General features: G+C 72.6%; 17 protein-coding genes. 9 read left to right on the top strand and 8 right to left on the bottom strand.

Annotation, left to right across the window (positions count from 1 at the left end; translation table 11 throughout):
• Positions 1-15: 15 nt before the first annotated feature.
• Positions 16-1,428 (top strand): glycoside hydrolase family 16 protein, encoded by a 1,413-nt coding sequence (locus tag ACWDXC_RS16675; RefSeq protein WP_357585099.1) that lies wholly within the window; start codon positions 16-18, stop codon positions 1,426-1,428.
• Positions 1,429-1,484: 56 nt separating this feature from the next.
• Here the strand turns inward: ACWDXC_RS16675 and ACWDXC_RS16670 are convergent, their stop codons facing one another.
• Positions 1,485-3,821, bottom strand: a complete 2,337-nt coding sequence (locus ACWDXC_RS16670) for a GH1 family beta-glucosidase (protein WP_449982401.1) — start codon at positions 3,819-3,821, stop codon at positions 1,485-1,487.
• 88 nt (positions 3,822-3,909) lie between these two features.
• Here ACWDXC_RS16670 and ACWDXC_RS16665 point away from each other — a divergent pair, with 88 nt between their 5' ends.
• The 3 genes from ACWDXC_RS16665 to rocD all read left to right on the top strand — a co-directional run bounded on the left by ACWDXC_RS16665 (position 3,910) and on the right by rocD (position 6,528).
• Entirely contained in the window at positions 3,910-4,365 is a 456-nt protein-coding gene (locus tag ACWDXC_RS16665; protein ID WP_219507572.1) for an Lrp/AsnC family transcriptional regulator, read from the top strand.
• 156 nt (positions 4,366-4,521) lie between these two features.
• A complete protein-coding gene (gene ddaH / locus ACWDXC_RS16660) occupies positions 4,522-5,319 on the top strand; it encodes a dimethylargininase (protein WP_219507571.1) in 798 nt (265 codons plus the stop codon).
• Positions 5,320-6,528 (top strand): ornithine--oxo-acid transaminase, encoded by a 1,209-nt coding sequence (rocD, locus tag ACWDXC_RS16655; protein ID WP_357585103.1) that lies wholly within the window; start codon positions 5,320-5,322, stop codon positions 6,526-6,528. It abuts the gene before it with no gap.
• A 277-nt stretch (positions 6,529-6,805) separates the two neighbouring features.
• On the opposite strand, the gene ACWDXC_RS16650 is transcribed toward rocD, so the two are convergent.
• The 4 genes from ACWDXC_RS16650 to ACWDXC_RS16635 form a co-directional block, all read right to left on the bottom strand.
• Positions 6,806-7,969 carry a CU044_5270 family protein gene (locus ACWDXC_RS16650; protein WP_449982398.1) on the bottom strand — a complete coding sequence of 388 codons (1,164 nt, stop codon included), beginning with the start codon at positions 7,967-7,969 and terminating at the stop codon, positions 6,806-6,808.
• Positions 7,962-8,549 carry an RNA polymerase sigma factor gene (locus tag ACWDXC_RS16645; protein ID WP_219507565.1) on the bottom strand — a complete coding sequence of 196 codons (588 nt, stop codon included), beginning with the start codon at positions 8,547-8,549 and terminating at the stop codon, positions 7,962-7,964. The genes ACWDXC_RS16650 and ACWDXC_RS16645 overlap by 8 nt, the downstream gene beginning before the upstream one ends.
• A 90-nt stretch (positions 8,550-8,639) precedes the next feature.
• Positions 8,640-9,350, bottom strand: coding sequence for an SAM-dependent methyltransferase (locus tag ACWDXC_RS16640; RefSeq protein WP_449982395.1), 711 nt, complete (start codon positions 9,348-9,350; stop codon positions 8,640-8,642).
• 22 nt (positions 9,351-9,372) lie between these two features.
• Positions 9,373-10,929 (bottom strand): alkaline phosphatase D family protein, encoded by a 1,557-nt coding sequence (locus ACWDXC_RS16635; protein ID WP_219507562.1) that lies wholly within the window; start codon positions 10,927-10,929, stop codon positions 9,373-9,375.
• A gap of 179 nt (positions 10,930-11,108) precedes the next feature.
• Between ACWDXC_RS16635 and ACWDXC_RS16630 the strand changes: the two genes are divergently transcribed.
• Positions 11,109-12,386 (top strand): Glu/Leu/Phe/Val family dehydrogenase, encoded by a 1,278-nt coding sequence (locus ACWDXC_RS16630; protein WP_219507561.1) that lies wholly within the window; start codon positions 11,109-11,111, stop codon positions 12,384-12,386.
• A gap of 4 nt (positions 12,387-12,390) precedes the next feature.
• Here ACWDXC_RS16630 and ACWDXC_RS16625 read toward each other — a convergent pair whose 3' ends face one another.
• Positions 12,391-12,822: a MarR family winged helix-turn-helix transcriptional regulator gene (locus ACWDXC_RS16625; RefSeq protein ID WP_357585111.1), complete on the bottom strand. Its 432-nt coding sequence runs from the start codon at positions 12,820-12,822 to the stop codon at positions 12,391-12,393.
• Positions 12,823-12,870: 48 nt separating this feature from the next.
• On the opposite strand from ACWDXC_RS16625, the gene ACWDXC_RS16620 reads away from it, so the two are divergent.
• From ACWDXC_RS16620 to ACWDXC_RS16605, 4 genes are read left to right on the top strand one after another with little or no spacing between them, the layout of a single operon-like run.
• Positions 12,871-13,950: a substrate-binding domain-containing protein gene (locus ACWDXC_RS16620; protein ID WP_449982392.1), complete on the top strand. Its 1,080-nt coding sequence runs from the start codon at positions 12,871-12,873 to the stop codon at positions 13,948-13,950.
• 54 nt (positions 13,951-14,004) lie between these two features.
• Positions 14,005-15,372: an APC family permease gene (locus ACWDXC_RS16615; RefSeq protein ID WP_449982389.1), complete on the top strand. Its 1,368-nt coding sequence runs from the start codon at positions 14,005-14,007 to the stop codon at positions 15,370-15,372.
• Positions 15,369-16,373: an acetamidase/formamidase family protein gene (locus ACWDXC_RS16610; RefSeq protein ID WP_449982386.1), complete on the top strand. Its 1,005-nt coding sequence runs from the start codon at positions 15,369-15,371 to the stop codon at positions 16,371-16,373. Before ACWDXC_RS16615 ends, ACWDXC_RS16610 begins: the two co-directional genes overlap by 4 nt.
• 55 nt (positions 16,374-16,428) lie before the next feature.
• Positions 16,429-17,265 carry a trypsin-like serine peptidase gene (locus tag ACWDXC_RS16605; protein ID WP_357585113.1) on the top strand — a complete coding sequence of 279 codons (837 nt, stop codon included), beginning with the start codon at positions 16,429-16,431 and terminating at the stop codon, positions 17,263-17,265.
• On the opposite strand, the gene ACWDXC_RS16600 is transcribed toward ACWDXC_RS16605, so the two are convergent.
• Together ACWDXC_RS16600 and ACWDXC_RS16595 are read right to left on the bottom strand one after the other, a co-directional pair.
• The gene (locus tag ACWDXC_RS16600) at positions 17,252-18,136 is read right to left on the bottom strand and encodes a Gfo/Idh/MocA family protein (RefSeq protein ID WP_357585115.1); all 885 of its coding nucleotides are present in this window, start codon (positions 18,134-18,136) and stop codon (positions 17,252-17,254) included. The genes ACWDXC_RS16605 and ACWDXC_RS16600 overlap by 14 nt on opposite strands.
• On the bottom strand, positions 18,133-19,044 hold the full coding sequence (locus ACWDXC_RS16595) for an NAD-dependent epimerase/dehydratase family protein (RefSeq protein WP_449982381.1): 912 nt from the start codon (positions 19,042-19,044) through the stop codon (positions 18,133-18,135). Before ACWDXC_RS16595 ends, ACWDXC_RS16600 begins: the two co-directional genes overlap by 4 nt.
• Position 19,045: the final 1 nt, after the last annotated feature.

Below are 19,045 nucleotides of genomic sequence, written 5' to 3'. Positions count from 1 at the left end.
CCCCGGGAGCAGCGAATGACGTTACGTACCCTCCGATCCCCCGGCCGCCGCCGGCTCGCGGCCGTCGCCGCGGCGCTGACGCTGGTCAGCGGCCTGCTCGTGCACGTGGCGGTGAGCGCCTCCGCCGCCGTGCCGCCCACCCCGTCCGGCTGGTCGCTGGTCTGGTCCGACGACTTCAACGGCCCCTCCGGCTCCCCGCCCTCCTCCGCCAACTGGCAGATCGACACCGGACACGCCTACCCCGGCGGCCCCGCCAACTGGGGCACCGGCGAGATCCAGAACTACACCTCCAGCCCCTCCAACCTGGCCCTCGACGGCTCCGGCAACCTGCGCATCACCCCGCTGCGCAGCTCCTCCGGCGAGTGGACGTCAGCCCGCATCGAGACCAGGAAGGCCGACTTCAAGCCCGCCGCCGGGCGCGTCCTGCGCATCGAGGGCCGCATCCAGATGCCGAACGTCACCGGCGACGCCGCCCTCGGCTACTGGCCGGCGTTCTGGGCGCTCGGCTCCCCCTACCGGGGCAACTACTGGAACTGGCCCGGCATCGGCGAGTTCGACATCATGGAGAACGTCAACGGCGTCAACTCCGTGTGGGCCGTGCTCCACTGCGGCGTCAGCCCCGGCGGGCCGTGCAACGAGAACAACGGCCTCGGCGCCAGCCGCGTCTGCCCCGGCTCGTCGTGCCAGTCGGCCTTCCACACCTACCGCTTCGAGTGGGACCGCAGCGTCACCCCCAACCAGCTCCGCTGGTACGTGGACGGCCAGCAGTTCCACAGCGTGAGCCAGTCCCAGTTCGACGCCACCACGTGGAACAACATGACCGGGCACGCCGGCTACTTCCTGCTGCTCAACGTGGCGATGGGCGGCGGCTTCCCCAACGGCGTGGCCGGGTTCGGCACGCCGACCGCGGCCACCGTGCCGGGACGGCCGATGGTCGTCGACTACGTGGCGGTGTGGCAGAGCGGCGGCACCACCGAGCCGTCGCCGACGATCACCCCGACCTCGCCCGGCGGCGTCGACGCCCGCTCCACCATCCAGGCCGAGCGCTACCAGGCGCAGTCCGGGACGATGGTCGAGGCCACCACCGACGCGGGCGGCGGCCAGAACGTGGGCGCCATCGCCAACGGCGACTGGCTCCGCTTCGACGGGGTGAACTTCGGCGCCACGGCGGCCCGCCAGTTCAAGGCGCGCGTCGCGTCCGGGGCCGGAGCCGGCGTGAGCGGCCTGGTCCAGGTGCGGCTCGGCAGCCCGACGGCCCCGCCGATCGGCGACTTCGCGATCGGCAACACCGGCGGCTGGCAGAGCTGGCGCACGGTCCCGGCCAACATCTCACCCGTCACCGGCACCCACACCGTCTACCTGACGTTCGCCAGCGGCCAGCCGGCCGACTTCGTCAACGTCAACTGGTTCACCTTCTCCACCAGCTGACCGCCCCCGGGCCTCCCCTCCATCGGGCCTCCCCTCCACTGGGGCGGCCCGGCCGGTCAGGCGCTGGAGCCGCGCACCACCAGGCGGGCCGGGAGCACCACCGAGCCGGCGTGCCTGCCCTCCAGCCGTGACAGCAGCAGCCGGGCCAGGGCCATCGCCTGGTCCGTCACGGGAGTCCGTACGGTGCTGAGGGGCGGGGTGGTGGCGGAGGCGGCGTCGATGTCGTCGAAGCCGACGACCGCCAGGTCGGCGGGCACCCGGCGGCCGGCCTCGGCGGCGGCGCGCAGCGCGCCGATCGCGAGCTGGTCACCGGTCGCGAAGACGGCGTCGAGGCGGTCGTCCTCGGCGAGCAGCCGGGTGAGCGCCTCTGCGCCCGACTCGCGGGTGTGACCGGCGAGCGCGAGGTGCGGGCGCAGCCCGGCGCGTTCCAGGGCCTCGCGGTGGCCGGTCAGGCGGTCCTGGACGGCCACCAGGTCGGTGGGGCCGCAGATGACGCCGATGCGGCGGCGGCCCTGGCGCAGCAGGTGCTCGGTCGCCGCCGCGGCGCCGCCCGCGTTGTCGACGTCCACGTACGGGACGAGCGAGGCGACGGCGGGCTTGCCGAGCAGCACGACGGGCGTGCCGGTGCGGGCCAGCCGCTCGGCCAGCGGGTCGGGGCCGTCGGGCGGCAGCAGCACCACGCCGTCGAGCAGCCCGGTCTCCACCCGCTCCAGGATGCGCCGGTGGCTCTCGGCGGTGTCGGCGAGCATGAGCGTGACCTGCTTGCCCGCGCCTTCGAGGACGCTGGTGACGTACTGGACGACGGCGGCGGTGAGGGCGTCGCCGCCCTGCCGGGGCACGGCCAGGACCAGCGCGATCGCGTCGGTGCGGCGCGTGACGAGGCTGCGGGCGGCGGCGTTGGGCACGTAGCCGAGCTCGCGGACGGCGCGCAGCACGCCGGCGCGGACCTCCGGGCTGACCGACGCCTCGCCGTTGACGACGCGCGAGACCGTCGCCCGGGAGACGCCGGCGCGGGCGGCGACGGTCTCCAGCGTGGGGCGGCGCGGCCGGTCGCCGCCGAGGCCGTTGCGGCGCACCACGTCGCGGTACCACAGCGCGCTGTCCTTCATCCGCCGCTTCTGGGTGGCGAAGTCGACGTGCACGAGCCCGAACTTGCGCTGGTAGCCGTCGGCCCACTCGTGGTTGTCGAGCAGCGACCAGACGAGGTAGCCGCGCACCCGGGCGCCGCGCTCGACGGAGGTGCGCAGTGCGCGCAGGTGCTCCTCGATGAAGTGGATGCGGTCCATGTCGCGGATGCCGTCGCCGGTGACGGTGTCGGCGAAGTCGGCCCCGTTCTCGGTGATCATCAGCTCCAGGCCCGGATGCTCGCGGGTCAGCCGGTCGAGCAGCAGCGTGAGCGCGCCGGGCACGATGGGCCAGCCCATCGCGGTCACGGCGGTGGGCACGGTGCAGAACAGGATGCCGTCGCTGCCCGGGTAGGCGGGGTCGGCGGGCTCGCTGGGCTGGGCCTGCACGACGGTCGGCGCGTAGTAGTTGACGCCGAGCAGGTCGAGCGGGCCGGAGATGAGCTCCAGGTCGCCGTCGCGCACGTGGTCCGTGCCGGCGAGCTCCACCACCCGGTCCGGGTAGCGGCCGCGCGTCAGCGGCTCCAGGAACTGCCCGTGCATGAGCTCGTCGATCCTGGCGACCGCGGCGGCGTCCTCCCCGCTCAGCTCGCGGGCCGACCCGATCACCTGGCCGGGGGTCATCACCGGCCCGAAGTTGAGCACCGCGCCGATCTCCCGGGCGCCCGCCGAGCGCAGCGCGTCCGCCGCCAGCCCGTGGCCGAGCAGCAGGTGGTGGGCGGCCCTGAAGGCGTCGGCGGCCGACCTCCTGCCGGGCGCGTGGATGCCCGCGCCGTAGCCGAGGAACGCCGCCACCCACGGCTCGTTCAGCGTGAACCAGGTGCCGACCCGGTCGCCCAGCCGCTCGTGCACCACCCGCGCGTAGTCGGCGAAGCGCAGCGCCGTGTCGCGCTCCGGCCAGCCGCCCCGGTCCTCCAGCGCCTGGGGCAGGTCCCAGTGGTAGAGCGTCACGTACGGGGTGATCCCGGCCGCCAGCAGCTCGTCCACCAGCCTGTCGTAGAAGTCCAGCCCGGCGGCGTTCACCCGGCCCGCCCCCTCGGGCATCACCCGGGGCCAGCTCACCGAGAAGCGGTAGGCGCCCAGCCCCAGCTCCTTCATCAGCCGCACGTCCTCGGGATAGCGGTGATAGTGGTCGCAGGCGTCCCGCGAGTCGGAGAAGGAGTCCCAGATCGACGGGCCGCGCCCGTCGACGGCGTTGGCGCCCTCGATCTGGTAGGCGGACGTGGAGACGCCCCAGACGAAACCCTCGGGAAAGCGCGTGCTGCTCATGACCGGTGACCTTCCAGCGTGTTAGAGGCGCCCAGTCTGCCGGGAGGTGATCGTCGCGCGCCACACGGCCAGGCGATATACAGAGCGCGTGGAACTGGATCGGCTGGATCGTGACATCATCGCGGCGCTCGTGGACGACGCCCGCCAGACCTACGCCGAGATCGGCCAGCAGGTGGGCCTGAGCGCGCCGGCCGTCAAACGGCGGGTGGACCGGCTGCGCGAGAGCGGCGCGATCACCGGATTCAGCGCCCGGGTGGCGCCGCAGGCGCTCGGCTGGACGACCGAGGCGTACGTGGAGCTGTTCTGCCAGGGCAAGACGAAGCCGTCCGACATCGCGCTGGCCGTCTCCCGGTTCCCGGAGGTGGTCGGCGCGGCCACGATCACCGGCGAGGCCGACGCGCTGCTGCACATCCGGGCGACCGACGTCAGGCACGTCGAGCGGGTGATCGAGCGCATCGCCGCGCAGGCGTTCGTGGTGCGGACCAAGAGCGCCATCGTGCTCTCCAGGCTCGTCGACAGCCCTCCCGGAACCGCCATGCCGTGACAGCGCAACGAATCACCGCTCACCTGGCACAAGACGCAACAGAACACCGCCCACGCGCAATGTCGCCCTCTTTCCCCACAGGCCTCCCGATTCTTAGGCTGTGGCTCCGTCCTCCCAGGTGAGGGCGTATTCCAGCATGAACACACGGAGCCCTGCATGCCCAAACACTTCCTCATGTGCCGCCCGGAGCACTTCACGGTCGCCTACGCGATCAACCCGTGGATGAACCCCGAGGCGGGCGCCGACCGCGACATCGCAATCCGGCAGTGGGAAGGCCTCAAAGCGGTGTACGAGAGCCTCGGGCACCAGGTCAGCCTCATCGACCCGATCGAGGGGCTGCCCGACATGGTCTTCGCCGCCAACGGGGCGCTCGTCGCCGGCGGCCGGGTCTACGGGGCGCGCTTCGCCTTCCCCGAGCGCGGCCCCGAGGGTCCCGCCTACCTGCGCTGGTTCGCCGAGCGCGGCTACCCCGTGCTGGAGCCCACGCAGGTCAACGAGGGCGAGGGCGACTTCCTCACGCTGGACGAGGTCATCCTGGCCGGTACGGGCTTCCGCACCGACCCGGCGGCCCACCAGGAGGCCCAGGAGTTCCTCGGCCGGCCCGTGGTGACGCTGCGGCTGGTCGACCCGCGCTTCTACCACCTCGACACCGCGCTGTTCCCGCTCGACGGGCGCAACGTCGCCTACTACCCGGGCGCCTTCTCCGAAGGCAGCCGCCAGGTGCTGCGCCGGATGTTCCCGGACGCGGTGCTCGCCTCCGCCGCCGACGCCGAGGTCCTCGGCCTCAACGCGGTCAGCGACGGCACCAACGTCGTCATCAACGCCGAGGCCGGAGACCTCCAGCTGGAGCTGAAGCGGCGCGGCTACGAGGTGATCCCGGTCGACCTGTCGGAGCTGCGCAAAGCCGGTGGCGGCCCCAAGTGCTGCACACTGGAAATCAGGGGGGAGAACTGAATGACCAGCAGCGCGGACCTCATCGAGGCCAGTGAGCGCCGGAGCGCGCACAACTATCACCCGCTGCCCGTGGTGATCCACGAGGCGCACGGGGCATGGGTGACCGACGTCGAAGGCAGGCGGTACCTGGACTTCCTGTCCGGCTACTCCTCGCTCAACTTCGGCCACGGCAACGAGAAGATCATCGAGGCGGCCCAGGAGCAGCTCAAGAACCTGACGCTGACCAGCCGGGCCTTCTACCACGACCAGTTCGCCCGGTTCTGCGCCGGGCTGGGCGACCTCACCGGCAAGGACATGATCCTGCCGATGAACACCGGCGCCGAAGCCGTCGAGACCGCCATCAAGGTCGCCCGCAAGTGGGGCTACCAGGTCAAGGGCGTCGAGCCCGAGCAGGCCGACATCATCGTGATGGAGGACAACTTCCACGGCCGCACCACCACGATCGTCAGCTTCTCCACCGACCCCGACGCGCGCGGCGACTTCGGCCCGTACACGCCCGGGTTCACCGTGGTGAAGTACGGCTCCGCCGAGGCGATCAGGTCCGCCATCGGGCCCAACACCGTCGCCGTGCTCGTCGAGCCCATCCAGGGCGAGGCCGGCGTGCTCGTCCCGCCGGACGGCTACCTGGCCCAGGTGCGCGAGATCTGCACCGAGAACAACGTGCTGATGATCGCCGACGAGATCCAGTCCGGGCTCGGGCGCACCGGCAAGACCTTCGCCTGCGACCACGAAGGCGTCGTGCCCGACATCTACGTCCTGGGCAAGGCGCTCGGCGGCGGCGTCGTCCCCGTCTCGGCCATCGCCGCGAACGAGGACGTGCTCGGCGTCATCAAGCCGGGGCAGCACGGGTCCACCTTCGGCGGCAACCCGCTCGCCTGCGCCGTCGGCAACGCCGTCATCGACCTGCTCAACACCGGCGAGTTCCAGGAGCGGGCCGCCCGGCTGGGCGACATCATGCACGCCCGGCTGCGCGAGCTCGTCGGCGACGGCGTCGTGACCGTACGCGGGCGCGGCCTCTGGGCCGGCGTCGACGTCGACCCGTCCCTGGCCACCGGGCGCGAGGTGTCCAAGGCCCTGCTGGAGCGGGGCGTGCTGGCCAAGGACACGCACGGGTCCACCATCCGGCTCGCGCCGCCGATCGTCATCTCCGAGGAGGACCTCCACCGGGCCGTCGACCTCCTCGCCGACGCCCTCGCCTCCTTCCGCTGACCCACCCGCCCTCCCTGCCCACCAGCGGAGATGAGGGGCCCTCCCGCCCGTGAAGGCGCCCTCCCCCGTCACGGCCCTCTCCCAAGGAGACGGGCCGTGACGGGGGCGAGGCGGCTCTCCCCCAGGAGGCGGAAAGGGGCCCCTGCCTGCCACGGCGGGAGAATCCCCGCCCTGTCACGGCGGGGAGGAGTCCCCTGTCCTGCCACGGCGGGGCCCCGTGGAGACGCCTCTCCCCCGTCCGTGGCCCTCTCCCCAGGAGACGGAGAGGGCCGTGGGGTCAGCCGGTGGGGGCGGGCATGGGGCCGGCCGGGGTGGGGGACGCCGACTCGTCCACGGGGAAGTCCTCCGCCGGGACCTCCGGGCGGGACTCCGACGGGATGGGGGTCGGCTCGGCCGCCGGGACGTCCTCCGTCGGGGCCGGGGCCGGGGTTTCGGCGGGGCCCTCGCAGCTGTCGTCCCCGTCCGGGGAGTCCACCTCGGGCAGCCGGTCGACGACGGTGACGTTGAGCTGGGCGGTGTGCGCGAGCAGGCTGCCCTCCGGCGCTTCCGCCGCGCGGGCGTCCACGACCGTGGCCCGCTCGCCGAGGAGGCTGTACGTGCCGCGGTCGAAGATGAGCTGCCGCAGGGTCCCGTCCGAGGCGGGCAGCCCGAGGGCGACGCCGCGTCGCCCGGCGGAGTCGGCCACCCCGTCGGCCTCCGTCACGCCGGGGATCGCCTTGATCTCCTGGAACAGCGCCTCGCGCTGCGCCCTGGGCAGGTAGCTCTCGCGGACGAGCTCGCCCGCCGCGTCGAACGCCTGCTGGGCGGCGTCGGCCTTGCCGGGCGGCGCGTCGCGGCGGATCAGTGCGCGCAGGCCAGCCGCGTCGAGCCCGCTCAGGTAGGCGTAGTCGTCACGCTGGTCCCCCATCCGGCCGGGGCAGGACGCGAGCCGGTTCCAGCCGGAGCCCTTCCAGTCGTGGGCCACGGCGGGCAGCTCCCGGCCTGGCCACGGCTCGGGCGGCCGTCCCTCGATGTACAGCAGCCCGTCCGCGCTCCCGTCCACCGACTGGTAGATCTTCCGGTGCGTCCGGTAGAGGTGGCGGCTCTCCTCGCCGTCCTCCCCGGCCTGGAACGAGGCGTACATGGTGTCGGACTCGATCAGGATGAACTGGCCGGGCCGGGGCCGCAGCTCGGGGAAGAACTGCGCGGCGGCCCGCGTGACGGAGCTGCCGGCGACCGGCGACTGCCCGTTCTGCCCGGACAGGGCCACGGCCACGCCCCCGACCAGGGTGACCGTCACCCCGAAGGCGGCCACGGCCTGCCAGCCGAACCTGGGCAGCCGCAGCCTCCTCCCCCCGCGCGCCTCACGCATCAGCGCCTCGCGGGCCCGGAAGCGGGCCTCGGGCGGGTAGGGCGGCACCGCCGGGCGGCCGTCCGCGAACTCCTTGAACTCCTCATCCATGCCGGGGCTCCTCTGCTGCGAAGGGGTCGTTGCCGCCGAGTGCCCTGCGCACCTTGGCGCGGAGCCTGTGCAGCCTGGACCGCACGGTGCCGACGGGGACGCCGAGGGCGAGGGCCGCCTCCTCGTAGGTGAGGTCGGCCCAGGCGACGAGCAGCAGCAGGTCGCGCTCGGCGGCGCTGAGCGCGGTCAGCGCCTTGGCGAGCCGGGGCTGGAGCTGCTCGGCGGTGACGCGGTCGGCGCTGCGCTCGTCGAAGGTGCCCGGCCGCTCCGGGCTCACCTTGGCCAGGGCGTGGTTGCGCCGCCGTTCGGCCCTGCGGTGCTGGGCGACGACCCGGGTGGCGATCCCGTACAGCCAGGGTCTGGCGTCGGGCCAGGCCGGGTCGTAGCGGGCCCGGCGGCGGAAGGCCACCAGGAACACCTCGCCGGTGACGTCCTCGGCCAGTTCGGGGCCGAGGCGCCGGGCCGCGTAGCGGTGGATCTCGTCGGCGTGCCGGTCGAACAGAGCCGCGAAGCTTTCCGGGTCGTCGCGTGAACGCCCGATCAGCGCGGAGTCGTCCAGCGCCTCTGACACTTCCTGCACACCCACCACGTCGTCGGTCCTCTCTCATGCGGTCATCTGGTTCTTGGCCGCACGGGGGACCTCGGTTCCGACTATTTCGCGAAACACCGACTATTTCGCGAAACGCCAGACCTCCAGGCCGCCGGGGGCGTCGGCGCGGGTGAACCCGGCGGCGGTGAGCTCGGCGTCGAGGCGGGCGCGGGTGGGGCGGTGGCTCTCGCTGATGACCTCGTCCTCGCCGATGACGACGCCGCGCTGGGTGACCACGTAGCGGAAGCGCCAGCGGGTCAGCTCGCCCTCGGCGGCCAGGAGGTGACCGTGCACCTCGTAGCGGTGCCTGCCGACGCGGTAGGAGCCCAGGAGCTCCGGCTCGCCGGGGACGGCGGGCGCGGGCTCGCGGCGGTCGAACACGAGCAGCCCGCCTGGCCGGAGCTGGCGGGCCAGCGTCTCCCAGAGCCGCGGGCGCGTGGCGGCGTCGAACGCCTGCAGCACCGCGATCATGACGACGGCGCCGACCGGCTCGTCGACGTCCGCGTCGAGGGCCCCGTACGGCAGGACGGTGACGCGCTCCAGCAGGCCGGGCCGCTGGGCGAGGCGGGAGACGAGCACGGCGCGCATGCCGGCGGCGGGCTCGACGGCGAAGATCTCGCCGCCGGTGGCGGCGGCGATGACCTCGGTGATCAGGCCGGTGCCCGCGCCGATCTCCAGCACGGGCCCGCGCACCCGCGCCAGCACGGGCGGGAGGGCGGCGCGGGCGGCGGGCACGTGGCCGTCCTCGTGCCACAGGTCGTAGAAGGGCACGGCGACGTCATACTGATTCATGACGCCGAGACGATAATGGTTTTCATTCCAGTTGTACAGTGCCGAGCTCCTTGACCTCCTCGCCGGTCGACTGGAGCCAGGTGGCGCGGGCCTCGGGCAGCTTGAGCGTGGCCAGCGCGTTCTGGAACCACGGCCCGGCCACCACCCGCCACCTGAACGGCGGGCGCGGGATGCGGGCCGAGCGCGCGAGCAGCCCGCCGACCAGCGTGGCGATGCCGAACTGGGTGAAGACGTTGGCCCAGCGCAGCAGCCGGCTGAGCGGGTTGCGGATCGGCGAGCAGACCACCTGGTAGACCGGCGCCTTACGGGCCTTGGCGACATAGGAGTAGTGCACGTCGCCCGAGAGGATGAGCACCGGCTTGCCCAGCCCGGCGAACAGCCTGGCCAGGTCGTCGAACGAGCGCCGGAACGCCGCCCAGTGCTCCAGGTCGACCGCCTGGCGGAAGCGCTCCGACAGGCGGGCGACCGTGCGTCCCCAGGCGCCGTCGCACAGGGCCTCGTTCCAGTTCTGCACGCCGTGGACGCCCTCGGGCAGCAGGAACGGGATGGACGAGCCGATGATCAGCCGCTCGGCGGGCGCGGACACCTGCTCCTCCAGCCACGCCTGTTCGGCCGGGTCGAGCATGCGCCGGTCGCCGGGCGTGAGCTGCCTGGCGCACCGGGTGTCGATCATGATGAGCCGGGACGGGCCGAGGTCGCGGGCGTAGCTCCACCGGTTGCTGGACGGCTCGGCGTCGGCCAGGGCGGCGAAGGCGTCGAGCGCGGCGGCCCCGTCGCCATCAGCGCCCGACAAATCACGATAAAGCGGGTCAGCAGCCCGTTCGGCGGGCGACAGGTTGCCCAGGTGCTGGTACACCCAGTACGCCCCCAGCCCGGCCACCACCCGGCGCTTCCACCAGCTCGTCGCGGCCATCTCCTCGCGCCAGGTCTTGGAGGTGTTCCAGTCGTCGCGCAGGTCGTGGTCGTCGAAGATCATCGCGGTGGGCACGGTGGACAGCAGCCAGCGGATCTCCGGGTCGGTCCACGCCTGGCGGTAGAGCTCGGCGTACTCCTCGAAGTCGGCGATCTCGTCGCGCGGCTCGGTGTCGCGGCGGGCACGGATGAACTCCAGCATCTCGGGCGACGGGCTGTCGGCGTAGACCTGGTCGCCGAGGAGCAGGAGCAGGTCGGGCCACTCCTCCTCGTCCGCCCGCGCCAGGTGGCAGCCGTAGGCGCGCAGCACGTCGTGACCGTGGGTGAGGACGTGCGCGGTGTCGTGCGGCACGCTCGTCCGGCACGACCCGAACGCCAGCGAGCGCGGCCCGCTCTCGGGCAGCCGTCGGATCCGGCTCTCCGGCCGCCCTTCCGGCGGCCACACCTGGTCACCGTCAAGTCGCACGGAATACGTGATGACATCCTGGGAAATATCAGTGATGTCGACGATCGCGTAATGGTGACCGTGGACGGTGAAGGTGGGCGACTTGTACGGCCGACCACCCGCCTCCACGGTGACCGTACACGGCGCTTCGGCCTCCACGAAGATCGAGGCGCTGGCAGAATCGACGTAGCGCAACATCGGCCCGACCACCAGTGCGGGCATCACACCCCCCGGTTCGACAGTTCGGCACACTCTGGGCCACAAGCCTGCCAGAGTGTCGCATATCGAGCACTAGGCAACTCCAGACACCCCCTCTAGGCTGATCACGACAAGTACGCCCAAAAAGGTTAGGCAACGGCGCTTACCCAGACATCGGGCGTCCATAACAGGAGGACCTCTTCATGAGCGTCATGGTGCCGTCAAAGACGCCGGCACAGACCACCCCTGGCCGCCAGGCCCTGGATTCCGCTCTCCACCAGCTCGGCCAGGCGGCCGAGCACCTCGGGCTCGACGACGGGCTCCGTACGATGCTCGCCACGCCCCGCCGGTCGCTGACCGTCTCGGTCCCGGTCCGGCGCGAGGACGGCCGCATGGACGTCGTCCAGGGCTTCCGGGTGCAGCACAACGTCTCGCGCGGCCCGGCCAAAGGCGGCATCCGCTTTCATCCGGGCACCGACATCCACGAGGTCACCGCGCTGGCCATGTGGATGACGTGGAAGTGCGCGCTGGTCGGCATCCCGTACGGAGGCGCCAAGGGCGGCGTCGCCGTCGATCCGGGCACGCTGACCACGCGCGAGCTGGAGCGGCTGACCCGCCGCTACGTCAACGAGATCCTGCCGATGATCGGCCCGGAGAAGGACATCCCGGCCCCCGACGTCGGCACCGACGAGCAGACCATGGCCTGGATCATGGACACCTACAGCGTCAACGCCGGCTACGCGGTGCCCGGTGTGGTGACCGGCAAGCCGATGCAGCTCGGCGGCTCGCTGGGCCGGGCGGGGGCGACCTCGCGCGGCGTCCAGATCGCGGCGCTGTCGGCGCTGGGCCACGCGCCCGAGGGCGTGACGGTGGCCGTGCAGGGCTTCGGCAAGGTCGGCGCGCTCGCCGCGCAGTATCTGTCGGACGCCGGCTGCAAGGTCGTGGCCGTCTCCGACGTGACCGGCGCCGTCCACGCGCCCGGCGGCCTCGACGTCGCCGCCCTGCGCGCGCACGTGGCCGAGACCGGCCAGGTGCTGGGCTACCGCGACGCCGACGCGCTGGGCCACGACGAGCTGTTCGAGCTCGACGTGGACATCCTGGTCCCGGCGGCGCTCGAGGGCGTCATCACCGAGGCCAACGCGGCGCGGGTGCGCGCCCGGCTGGTCGTGGAGGGCGCCAACGGCCCCACCACGCCGGAGGCCGACGAGATCCTGGCCGCCAACGGCACCGTCGTGGTGCCGGACATCCTGGCCAACGCGGGCGGCGTCATCGTGTCCTACCTGGAGTGGGTGCAGAACATGCAGGCCTTCTCCTGGAGCGAGGGCGAGGTCGCCCGCAAGCTCAAGGACCTGATGGAGAGCGCCTACGGCGAGGTCAAGTCGATGGCCGCCGAGCGCGGGCTGACGCTCCGGCAGGCGGCGCACGTCATCGGCGTGGGCCGGGTCGCCGAGGCGCACCAGATGCGCGGCCTCTACCCGTGACCCGTTAGCGGTCGAGCTCGGCCACGAGCGACTCCAGGTCGCTCATCAGCCGCTCCATGCGGTCGTGGCCGAGGGCGTCGGCGATGAGGCGGTGGTGCTCGGCCACCGCCCCGTCCACCCGCGCCAGCAGGTCGGCGCCCCGGCCGGCGACGAACACGGCCACTCTGCGCCGGTCGCCCGCCGAGGGGCCGCGGTAGACCAGGGCCCGCTCGATCAGCCGGTCGACGGCCTTGGTCAGCGTCGGGTGCGGCATGAGCACGGCCGCCGCCAGCTCGCCCATCGAGTGGCCGCGCCCGTCGGCGAGCGCGCGCAGGATGCGCCACTGCTCGACGGTGACGTCCTCGCCGGCGAGGGCGGCGGCCAGCCCTCGGTTGACGCTCCGCTCGGCGCTGCTGAGGAGGTACGCGAGAGAGGACCCGAGCCCGGTGGCGGTCATTGAACAAGGTCCTTTCACCCGGGTGCTTTCCAGGAGGATACTCGTCGGGTGGCGGCGATCGTCGATCCTCTCGAGGCCCGGCTCCTCCCCTCCGGCGCGCTGCGTGTCGCGCTCGTGGTGCCCGTGTCGGGGGTGCTGGGGCTGGTGGGGCCCTGCGCGATCAACTGCGCCCTGATGGCGGCCGGCGAGGTCAACGCCGCGGGCGGGATGCTGGGCAGGCCGGTCGAGCTGGTGCTGGTCGACGGCGGCCGGGCCGCCCCGGTGGTCGCCGCCGAGGTGGGCGAGCTGGTCCGGTCGGGCGCCGTGCAGGCGGTGGCCGGCTCCCACGCCAGTGACGTGCGGGTGGCGGTGGTGCGGGCGATCGGCGGGCGGGCCCCGTTCGTGTACGCGCCGCCGTACGAGGGGATCGGGCACGCGCCGGGCGTGTTCTTCCTGGGTGAGACCCCCGGCAGGCAGCTCGCGCCCGGGATCGAGTGGCTGGCGGGGGCGCGGGGGGCGCGGCGCTGGTTCCTGCTGGGCAACGACTACGTGTGGCCCCGGCTGGTGCACGCGAGCGCGCGGGCCCGGCTGCGGGCGGCGGGGGCGCGGGTGGTGGGCGAGCGGTTCGTCCGTCACGGGGAGGCGACGCGCTGGCTCGACCGGGTGGCCGACACCCGGCCGGACGCGATCCTGCTGACGCTGATCGGCACCGATCTGGTGGACTTCAACCGGGCCTACGCGGCCAGCGGGCTGGGCTCGGCCCGGCTGTGCGGGGCGCTGGAGGAGCACGGGCTGCTCGGCATCGGCGGCGACGGCACCGGCGAGCTGTACGCGTCGATGGGCTACTTCAACGGCCTGGGCACCGACGCGAGCCTGGACTTCGCCGAGCGTTACGCGGCCAGGTTCGGGCCGCAGGCGCCGATGCTCAACGCGCACGGGCAGGGCTGTTACGAGGCGGTGGCGATGCTGGCGGCGCTGGCGTCCCGGGCGGGGTCGCTGGCGGTGCCGGAGGTCGACGCCGTGGCCGACGGCACCACGATCACCAGCGCGCGGGGGCCGCTGACGCTGCTGAACCGGCAGGTGCGCCGTCAGGTGCATCTGGGCAGGGCGGACGGCCTTGATTTCTTTCTAGAGAAACCTTTTCAATAGAAAGCTTCACCCTCTAATGTGCTCATCACCCCCAGCACATTGAAGGAGCCGTTCATGAGCACCATCGAACAGTTCGGCTACCGGCAGGAGCTCCAGCGCTCCCTCGGGTTCGCCGACCTGATGATCTACGGTCTGATCTTCATGGTGCCGATCGCGCCGTTCGGCATCTTCGGCACCGTCTTCGCCTCGTCCGGCGGCATGGTCGCGCTCGCCTACATCATCGGCCTGGTCGCGATGGCGTTCACCGCGCTGTCCTACGCCCAGATGGCCAAGGCGTTCCCGATGGCCGGCTCGGTCTACACCTACGCGGGCCGCGGCATCGCCGCCCCCGTCGGGTTCATGGCCGGCTGGGTGATCCTGCTGGACTACCTGCTCGTGCCGACCCTGCTCTACATGGTCGCCGGCGCCGCGATGCACTCCTTCGTGCCCGCCGTGCCGGTGTGGGCCTGGCTGATCGTCTTCATCGTGCTCAACACCGTGATCAACCGGCTCGGCATCCAGATGACCGCCCGGATCACCCGCATCATGCTGGCCGCCGAGCTCGTCGTCCTGGCGATCTTCCTGGTGGTCGGCGGCATCGCGCTGGCGCAGGGCAAGGGCACGGCCGGGGCGCTCACGCCGGTCTTCGACTCCTCGGCGTTCTCCTGGACGCTGGTCTTCGGCGCCGCCTCGGTGGCCGTGCTGTCGTTCCTCGGCTTCGACGGCATCTCCACGCTCGCCGAGGAGAACCGCGAGGACGCCCGGCGCCTGGGCCGCTCCATGGTCGCCGCGCTGGCGCTGGCCGCCGTGCTGTTCGTGGTGCAGACCTGGGTGGCGGCCCTGCTCGTGCCCGACCGCGCCGCCCTGCTCGCGCCCGGCGCCAACGTCGACAACGCCTTCTACGACACCGCCACGTACGCCGGCGGCGCCTGGCTCGGCGTGCTGTGCGCGGTGGCCACCGCGATCGCGTGGGGCTTCGCCAACTCGCTCGTCGCCCAGGCGGCCACCTCGCGGCTGCTGTTCGCGATGGCCCGCGACCGGCAGCTCCCCTCGTTCCTGGCCCGCGTCGACCCCAAGCACAAGGTGCCCGTCAACGCCACCTTCTCCGTCGCGCTGATCACGCTGGTGCTGGGCGTCGGGCTGAGCTTCTACGCCGACGCGATCTCGCTGCTCAGCTCGCTCATCAACTTCGGCGCCATGACGGCGTTCCTGCTTCTGCACGTCGCGGTCGTGGTGCACTATGTCGTGCGGCAGCGCAGCCGCAACTGGGCCGCGCACCTGCTGGTCCCCGTGATCGGGTTCGCCGTGCTGGTGCTGGTCGTCATCAACGCCTCGGTGGCCGCCCAGGTGCTCGGGTTCGTCTGGCTCGGGATCGGGCTGATCGTGGCGCTGGTTCTCTACTCGACGGGCCGCCGTCCCGTCCTGCCCTCGGAGGTCTCTTGAACGTCATCTCTTACCGCCCCTCCCCCGAGGAGTACAGCTACACCTTCGGCGGCCGGGCCCCCGTCGGGAAGGTGCGGCCCGGCACGATCCTGGAGCTGTTCACCGAGGACTGCTTCGCCGGCCGCGTCCGGTCGGTGGACGACCTGCCGTCACAGGTGTGCGAGTTCCCCTACCTCAACCCGGTCACCGGCCCCTTCCACGTCGAGGGGGCCGAGCCCGGCGACACGCTGGCGCTGCACTTCGTGTCCATCACCCCGGCCAGGGACTGGGCCGTGTCGAGCACGTTCCCGCACTTCGGCGCGCTGACCGGCACCCACACCACGGCCATGCTCCAGCCGCCGCTGGAGGAGCGGGTCTGGTGGTACGACCTGGACGTGGCCAAGGGCGTGGCCGTCTACCAGGCGCGCAACAGCGACTTCCGGGTGGAGCTGCCGCTCGACCCGATGCACGGCACGGTGGGCGTGGCGCCCGGCGCGAACGAGTCCCGCATGACGATCGTCCCCGACGCGCACGGCGGCAACATGGACACGCCGGAGCTGCGCGCGGGCGTCACCGTCTACCTGGGCGTCAACGTGGAGGGCGGGCTGTTCTCCATCGGTGACGGCCACGGGCTCCAGGGGCACGGCGAGGTGTGCGGCACCGCCGTCGAGGCGGCCATGAACACCGTGGTCGCGGTCGAGCTGATCAAGGGCGTGGCGACGCCGTGGCCGAGGCTGGAGGACGACCTGCACCTGATGACGACCGGTTCGGCCCGGCCGCTGGAGGACGCCTACCGCATCAGCCAGCACGACCTGGTCACCTGGGCGTCGTCGCTGACCGGGCTCGACGAGCTGGACGCCTACCAGCTCGTCAGCCAGGCCGGGCAGGCGCCGGTCGGCAACGTGTGCGACGCCAACTACACGATGGTCGCCAAACTGCCCAAGGCCTACCTCGGCACCCCTTCGGTGTACGAGTCGGCGCACGCCAGGCTGCGTGCGCTGGGCGCCCAGTACATGGCTTAGTAAACCTTGATGTCGCAGGTCAGCGGGCTGATCGTTTGCTGCTAGAAGTAGGTGGGTGCTCAGGTTGGTGCTTACTCTGGCCCTGCTCGACCCCACCGTCGCCGCTGACGTCTCCCAGCGCAGCATCCCGGTGCGCAAGGTGCTCACCCCGGGGGGTGACCGTCTCGGCTTCGCCCCCGTGCCGCGCCCGTACACCGGAGCGCGGCGGCTGACGGGGGTGCTGGTGGGGCGGGATCCCGTCACGGGCACCCACCTGATGTGCGGCGGATCGGTGATCGGCAGCCGGAGCCGGAGCCTGGTGCTGACGGCGGCGCACTGCCTGTACAACCAGGGCAGGCCGCTCAAGCAGCTCGCGTTCCTGCCGGGCTACGACCGGGGCAGCCCGCCGCTGGGCGTGTGGCCCGCGGTGCGCACCTGGGTGCCGGCCCGCTACCGGGACCGGCCCTACTCCGCCAAGCTGCTCCCGTACGACGTGGGGATCGTCGGGGTGGCGACGGTGGAGCAGCAGGCGCTGGAGGAGGTCACCGGGCCGGGCCTGCGCCCGTTGCCGACCAGCAGGGGCAGCTCGTTGCGGGGGCTGGAGCTGCTCGGCTATCCGGCGGGCAAGCGGTATCCGGGGACCCGGATGTACCACTGCCTGGGCGACGCGGTGGAGGGCACGTCCGACGGTCCGGCTCGGGGGCCGGGCGTGCTCGTGACGCGCAACTGCCACGCGGCGGCGGGCGGCAGCGGCGGCCCGGCGCTGCACGGCGGCGCGATCGCGGGCGTGGTGTCGTCCTCCAGCCCGCTGCGCGACCGCAAGGGGTTCACCGTGCTCACCCGCCTCGGCGACAGGTCGTTCACCCGGATGCTGGCCGAGGCCGACGAGGCGATGCTGCTCAGGAAGCGGTGACGATCTCCTCGCACAGGGCGTGGGTGACGAGCGCGTCGTCGGCGGAGAGGACGCGGCCGTCGCGGACGGCGGCCAGGAACTCCAGCGTGACCTGCTCGATGCCGCGCTGCCGGGCGACGGGCACCCAGTCGGGCCGCCGGGTGCGGATCTCGCCGCCGGCGTAGTCGGTCACGTCGCCGAGGTTGTCCACCCGGCGCTTGACGCCCGCCCCCATGACCTCGCAGCTCTCCTCGCCGGCGCCGCTCACCCGGTTCATCACGCCGATGGCGGTGAAGCCGTCGCCGGTCAGCTCCAGCACGACGTGCTCCAGCAGGCCGTCGCGCACGCGGGTGCGGGCGGTGGTGCCGGTGACCGGGCCGGGGGCCAGGAACCTGAGCGTGTCGACGACGTGGATGAAGTCGTCGAAGATCGCCCGCCGGACGACGTCGGGGTGGTTCTCCCGGTTCTTCTGCATCAGCACCAGGTGCCGGGGCAGCTCGGCCAGCCCCGTGTAGCCGGGGGCGTGACGCCGGTTGAAGCCGGTCATCAGCGACCGCCCCTCGGCCCGCGCCAGCGCGGCCAGCCGCTCGCAGTCGGCCAGGTTGTCGGCGATCGGCTTGTCCACGTAGACGTGCACCCCGGCGGTGAGCAGCGGCTCGACCAGCTCCGGGTGGGCGGCGGTGGCGGCGTGCACGAACGCCGCGTCGACCCCCGCCTTGATCACCTCGTCGACGGAGGTGGACCGGTCGGCGATCCGGTAGGCGTCGCCGAGCCGGTCCAGCTTCGCGCTGTCGCGGGTGCACAGGTGGAGGTCGAGGCCGGGCTGCGCGGCCAGCACCGGGAGGTAGGCCTTCGCCGCGATGTCGCCCAGGCCGATCATGGCAATCTTCACGCCTCGAGCGTAGCCTTCAGCGCCTCGTCCAGGGGCGTGGGCGCGACGCCGAACGTCCGCTGGAAGGCCGAGGAGTCGAGCTCGTACGGGGCGGTGAACTGGTAGCGGGTGTGCCGGAGCTCGCCGATCATGGGCGAGAACAGCCCGGTCAGGCGCACCAGCGGCCACGGCAGCGTGGTCATCCTGGGCTCGGGCAGGCCGAGCAGCGCGGCCATGCGCCGGCCGATCTGGCGGAAGCTCTGCGGCTCGGCGGTCGGCACGTGCCACGGCCGGCCCCAGGCGCGCTCGTCGCCGCCCGCGACGATCAGCGCGTCGGCCACGTCGGGCAGGTACGTCCAGCTGTGCGGGATGTCGGCCGGGAAGACGAGCTGGACGGTCCGGCCCGCCCGCAGCGCCGGCAGGAAGCGCTCGCCCAGGTAGGACTGGTCGGTCGCGCCGGGGCCGAAGTAGTCGGAGGCGCGCACCTCGGTCGCCCGGATCCGGCCCGCCCGGTGCGCGGCCAGCGCGTCGGCCCACATCGTGGCCCGCACCCGCGCCTTGGGGCTGGTGGAGGCGAGCGGCAGGTCCTCGGTCATCGGGCCGGTGACGGGACCGTACGGGTAGAGGTTGCCGAGCATGACGTACGCGGCGCCGGTCGCCTCGGCGGCGGCCAGGAACGAGGCGGCCATCGGCGGCCAGTCGGTGAGCCAGCGGTGATACTGCGGGTTCACGCAGTTGTAGAGGACGTCCGCGCCCCGGGTGGCCTCGATGAGGCGGGCGCTGTCGGCGACGTCGGCCGCGACCTTGACGGCTCCGGCCGGGCCGCGGCCCGAGCGGGTCACCACGGTGACCTCGTGTCCCTGGGCGAGGAGCTTCTCGGCCAGGTGCGTGCCGACCTGGCCGGAGCCCACCACGACGTGCTTTCCCATG

Source organism: Nonomuraea sp. NPDC003214, assembly GCF_053590035.1.
This window is presented reverse-complemented; position numbering and strand designations above follow the sequence as displayed.

Coding starts and splice junctions, on each gene's coding strand:
- ACWDXC_RS16675 (WP_357585099.1), top strand. CDS start 16: ATGACGTTACGTACCCTCCGATCCCCCGGCCGCCGCCGGCTCGCGGCC.
- ACWDXC_RS16640 (WP_449982395.1), bottom strand. CDS start 9,350: ATGAATCAGTATGACGTCGCCGTGCCCTTCTACGACCTGTGGCACGAG.
- ddaH (WP_219507571.1), top strand. CDS start 4,522: ATGCCCAAACACTTCCTCATGTGCCGCCCGGAGCACTTCACGGTCGCC.
- ACWDXC_RS16635 (WP_219507562.1), bottom strand. CDS start 10,929: ATGCCCGCACTGGTGGTCGGGCCGATGTTGCGCTACGTCGATTCTGCC.
- ACWDXC_RS16615 (WP_449982389.1), top strand. CDS start 14,005: ATGAGCACCATCGAACAGTTCGGCTACCGGCAGGAGCTCCAGCGCTCC.
- ACWDXC_RS16625 (WP_357585111.1), bottom strand. CDS start 12,822: ATGACCGCCACCGGGCTCGGGTCCTCTCTCGCGTACCTCCTCAGCAGC.
- ACWDXC_RS16650 (WP_449982398.1), bottom strand. CDS start 7,969: ATGGATGAGGAGTTCAAGGAGTTCGCGGACGGCCGCCCGGCGGTGCCG.
- ACWDXC_RS16630 (WP_219507561.1), top strand. CDS start 11,109: ATGAGCGTCATGGTGCCGTCAAAGACGCCGGCACAGACCACCCCTGGC.
- rocD (WP_357585103.1), top strand. CDS start 5,320: ATGACCAGCAGCGCGGACCTCATCGAGGCCAGTGAGCGCCGGAGCGCG.
- ACWDXC_RS16670 (WP_449982401.1), bottom strand. CDS start 3,821: ATGAGCAGCACGCGCTTTCCCGAGGGTTTCGTCTGGGGCGTCTCCACG.
- ACWDXC_RS16595 (WP_449982381.1), bottom strand. CDS start 19,044: ATGGGAAAGCACGTCGTGGTGGGCTCCGGCCAGGTCGGCACGCACCTG.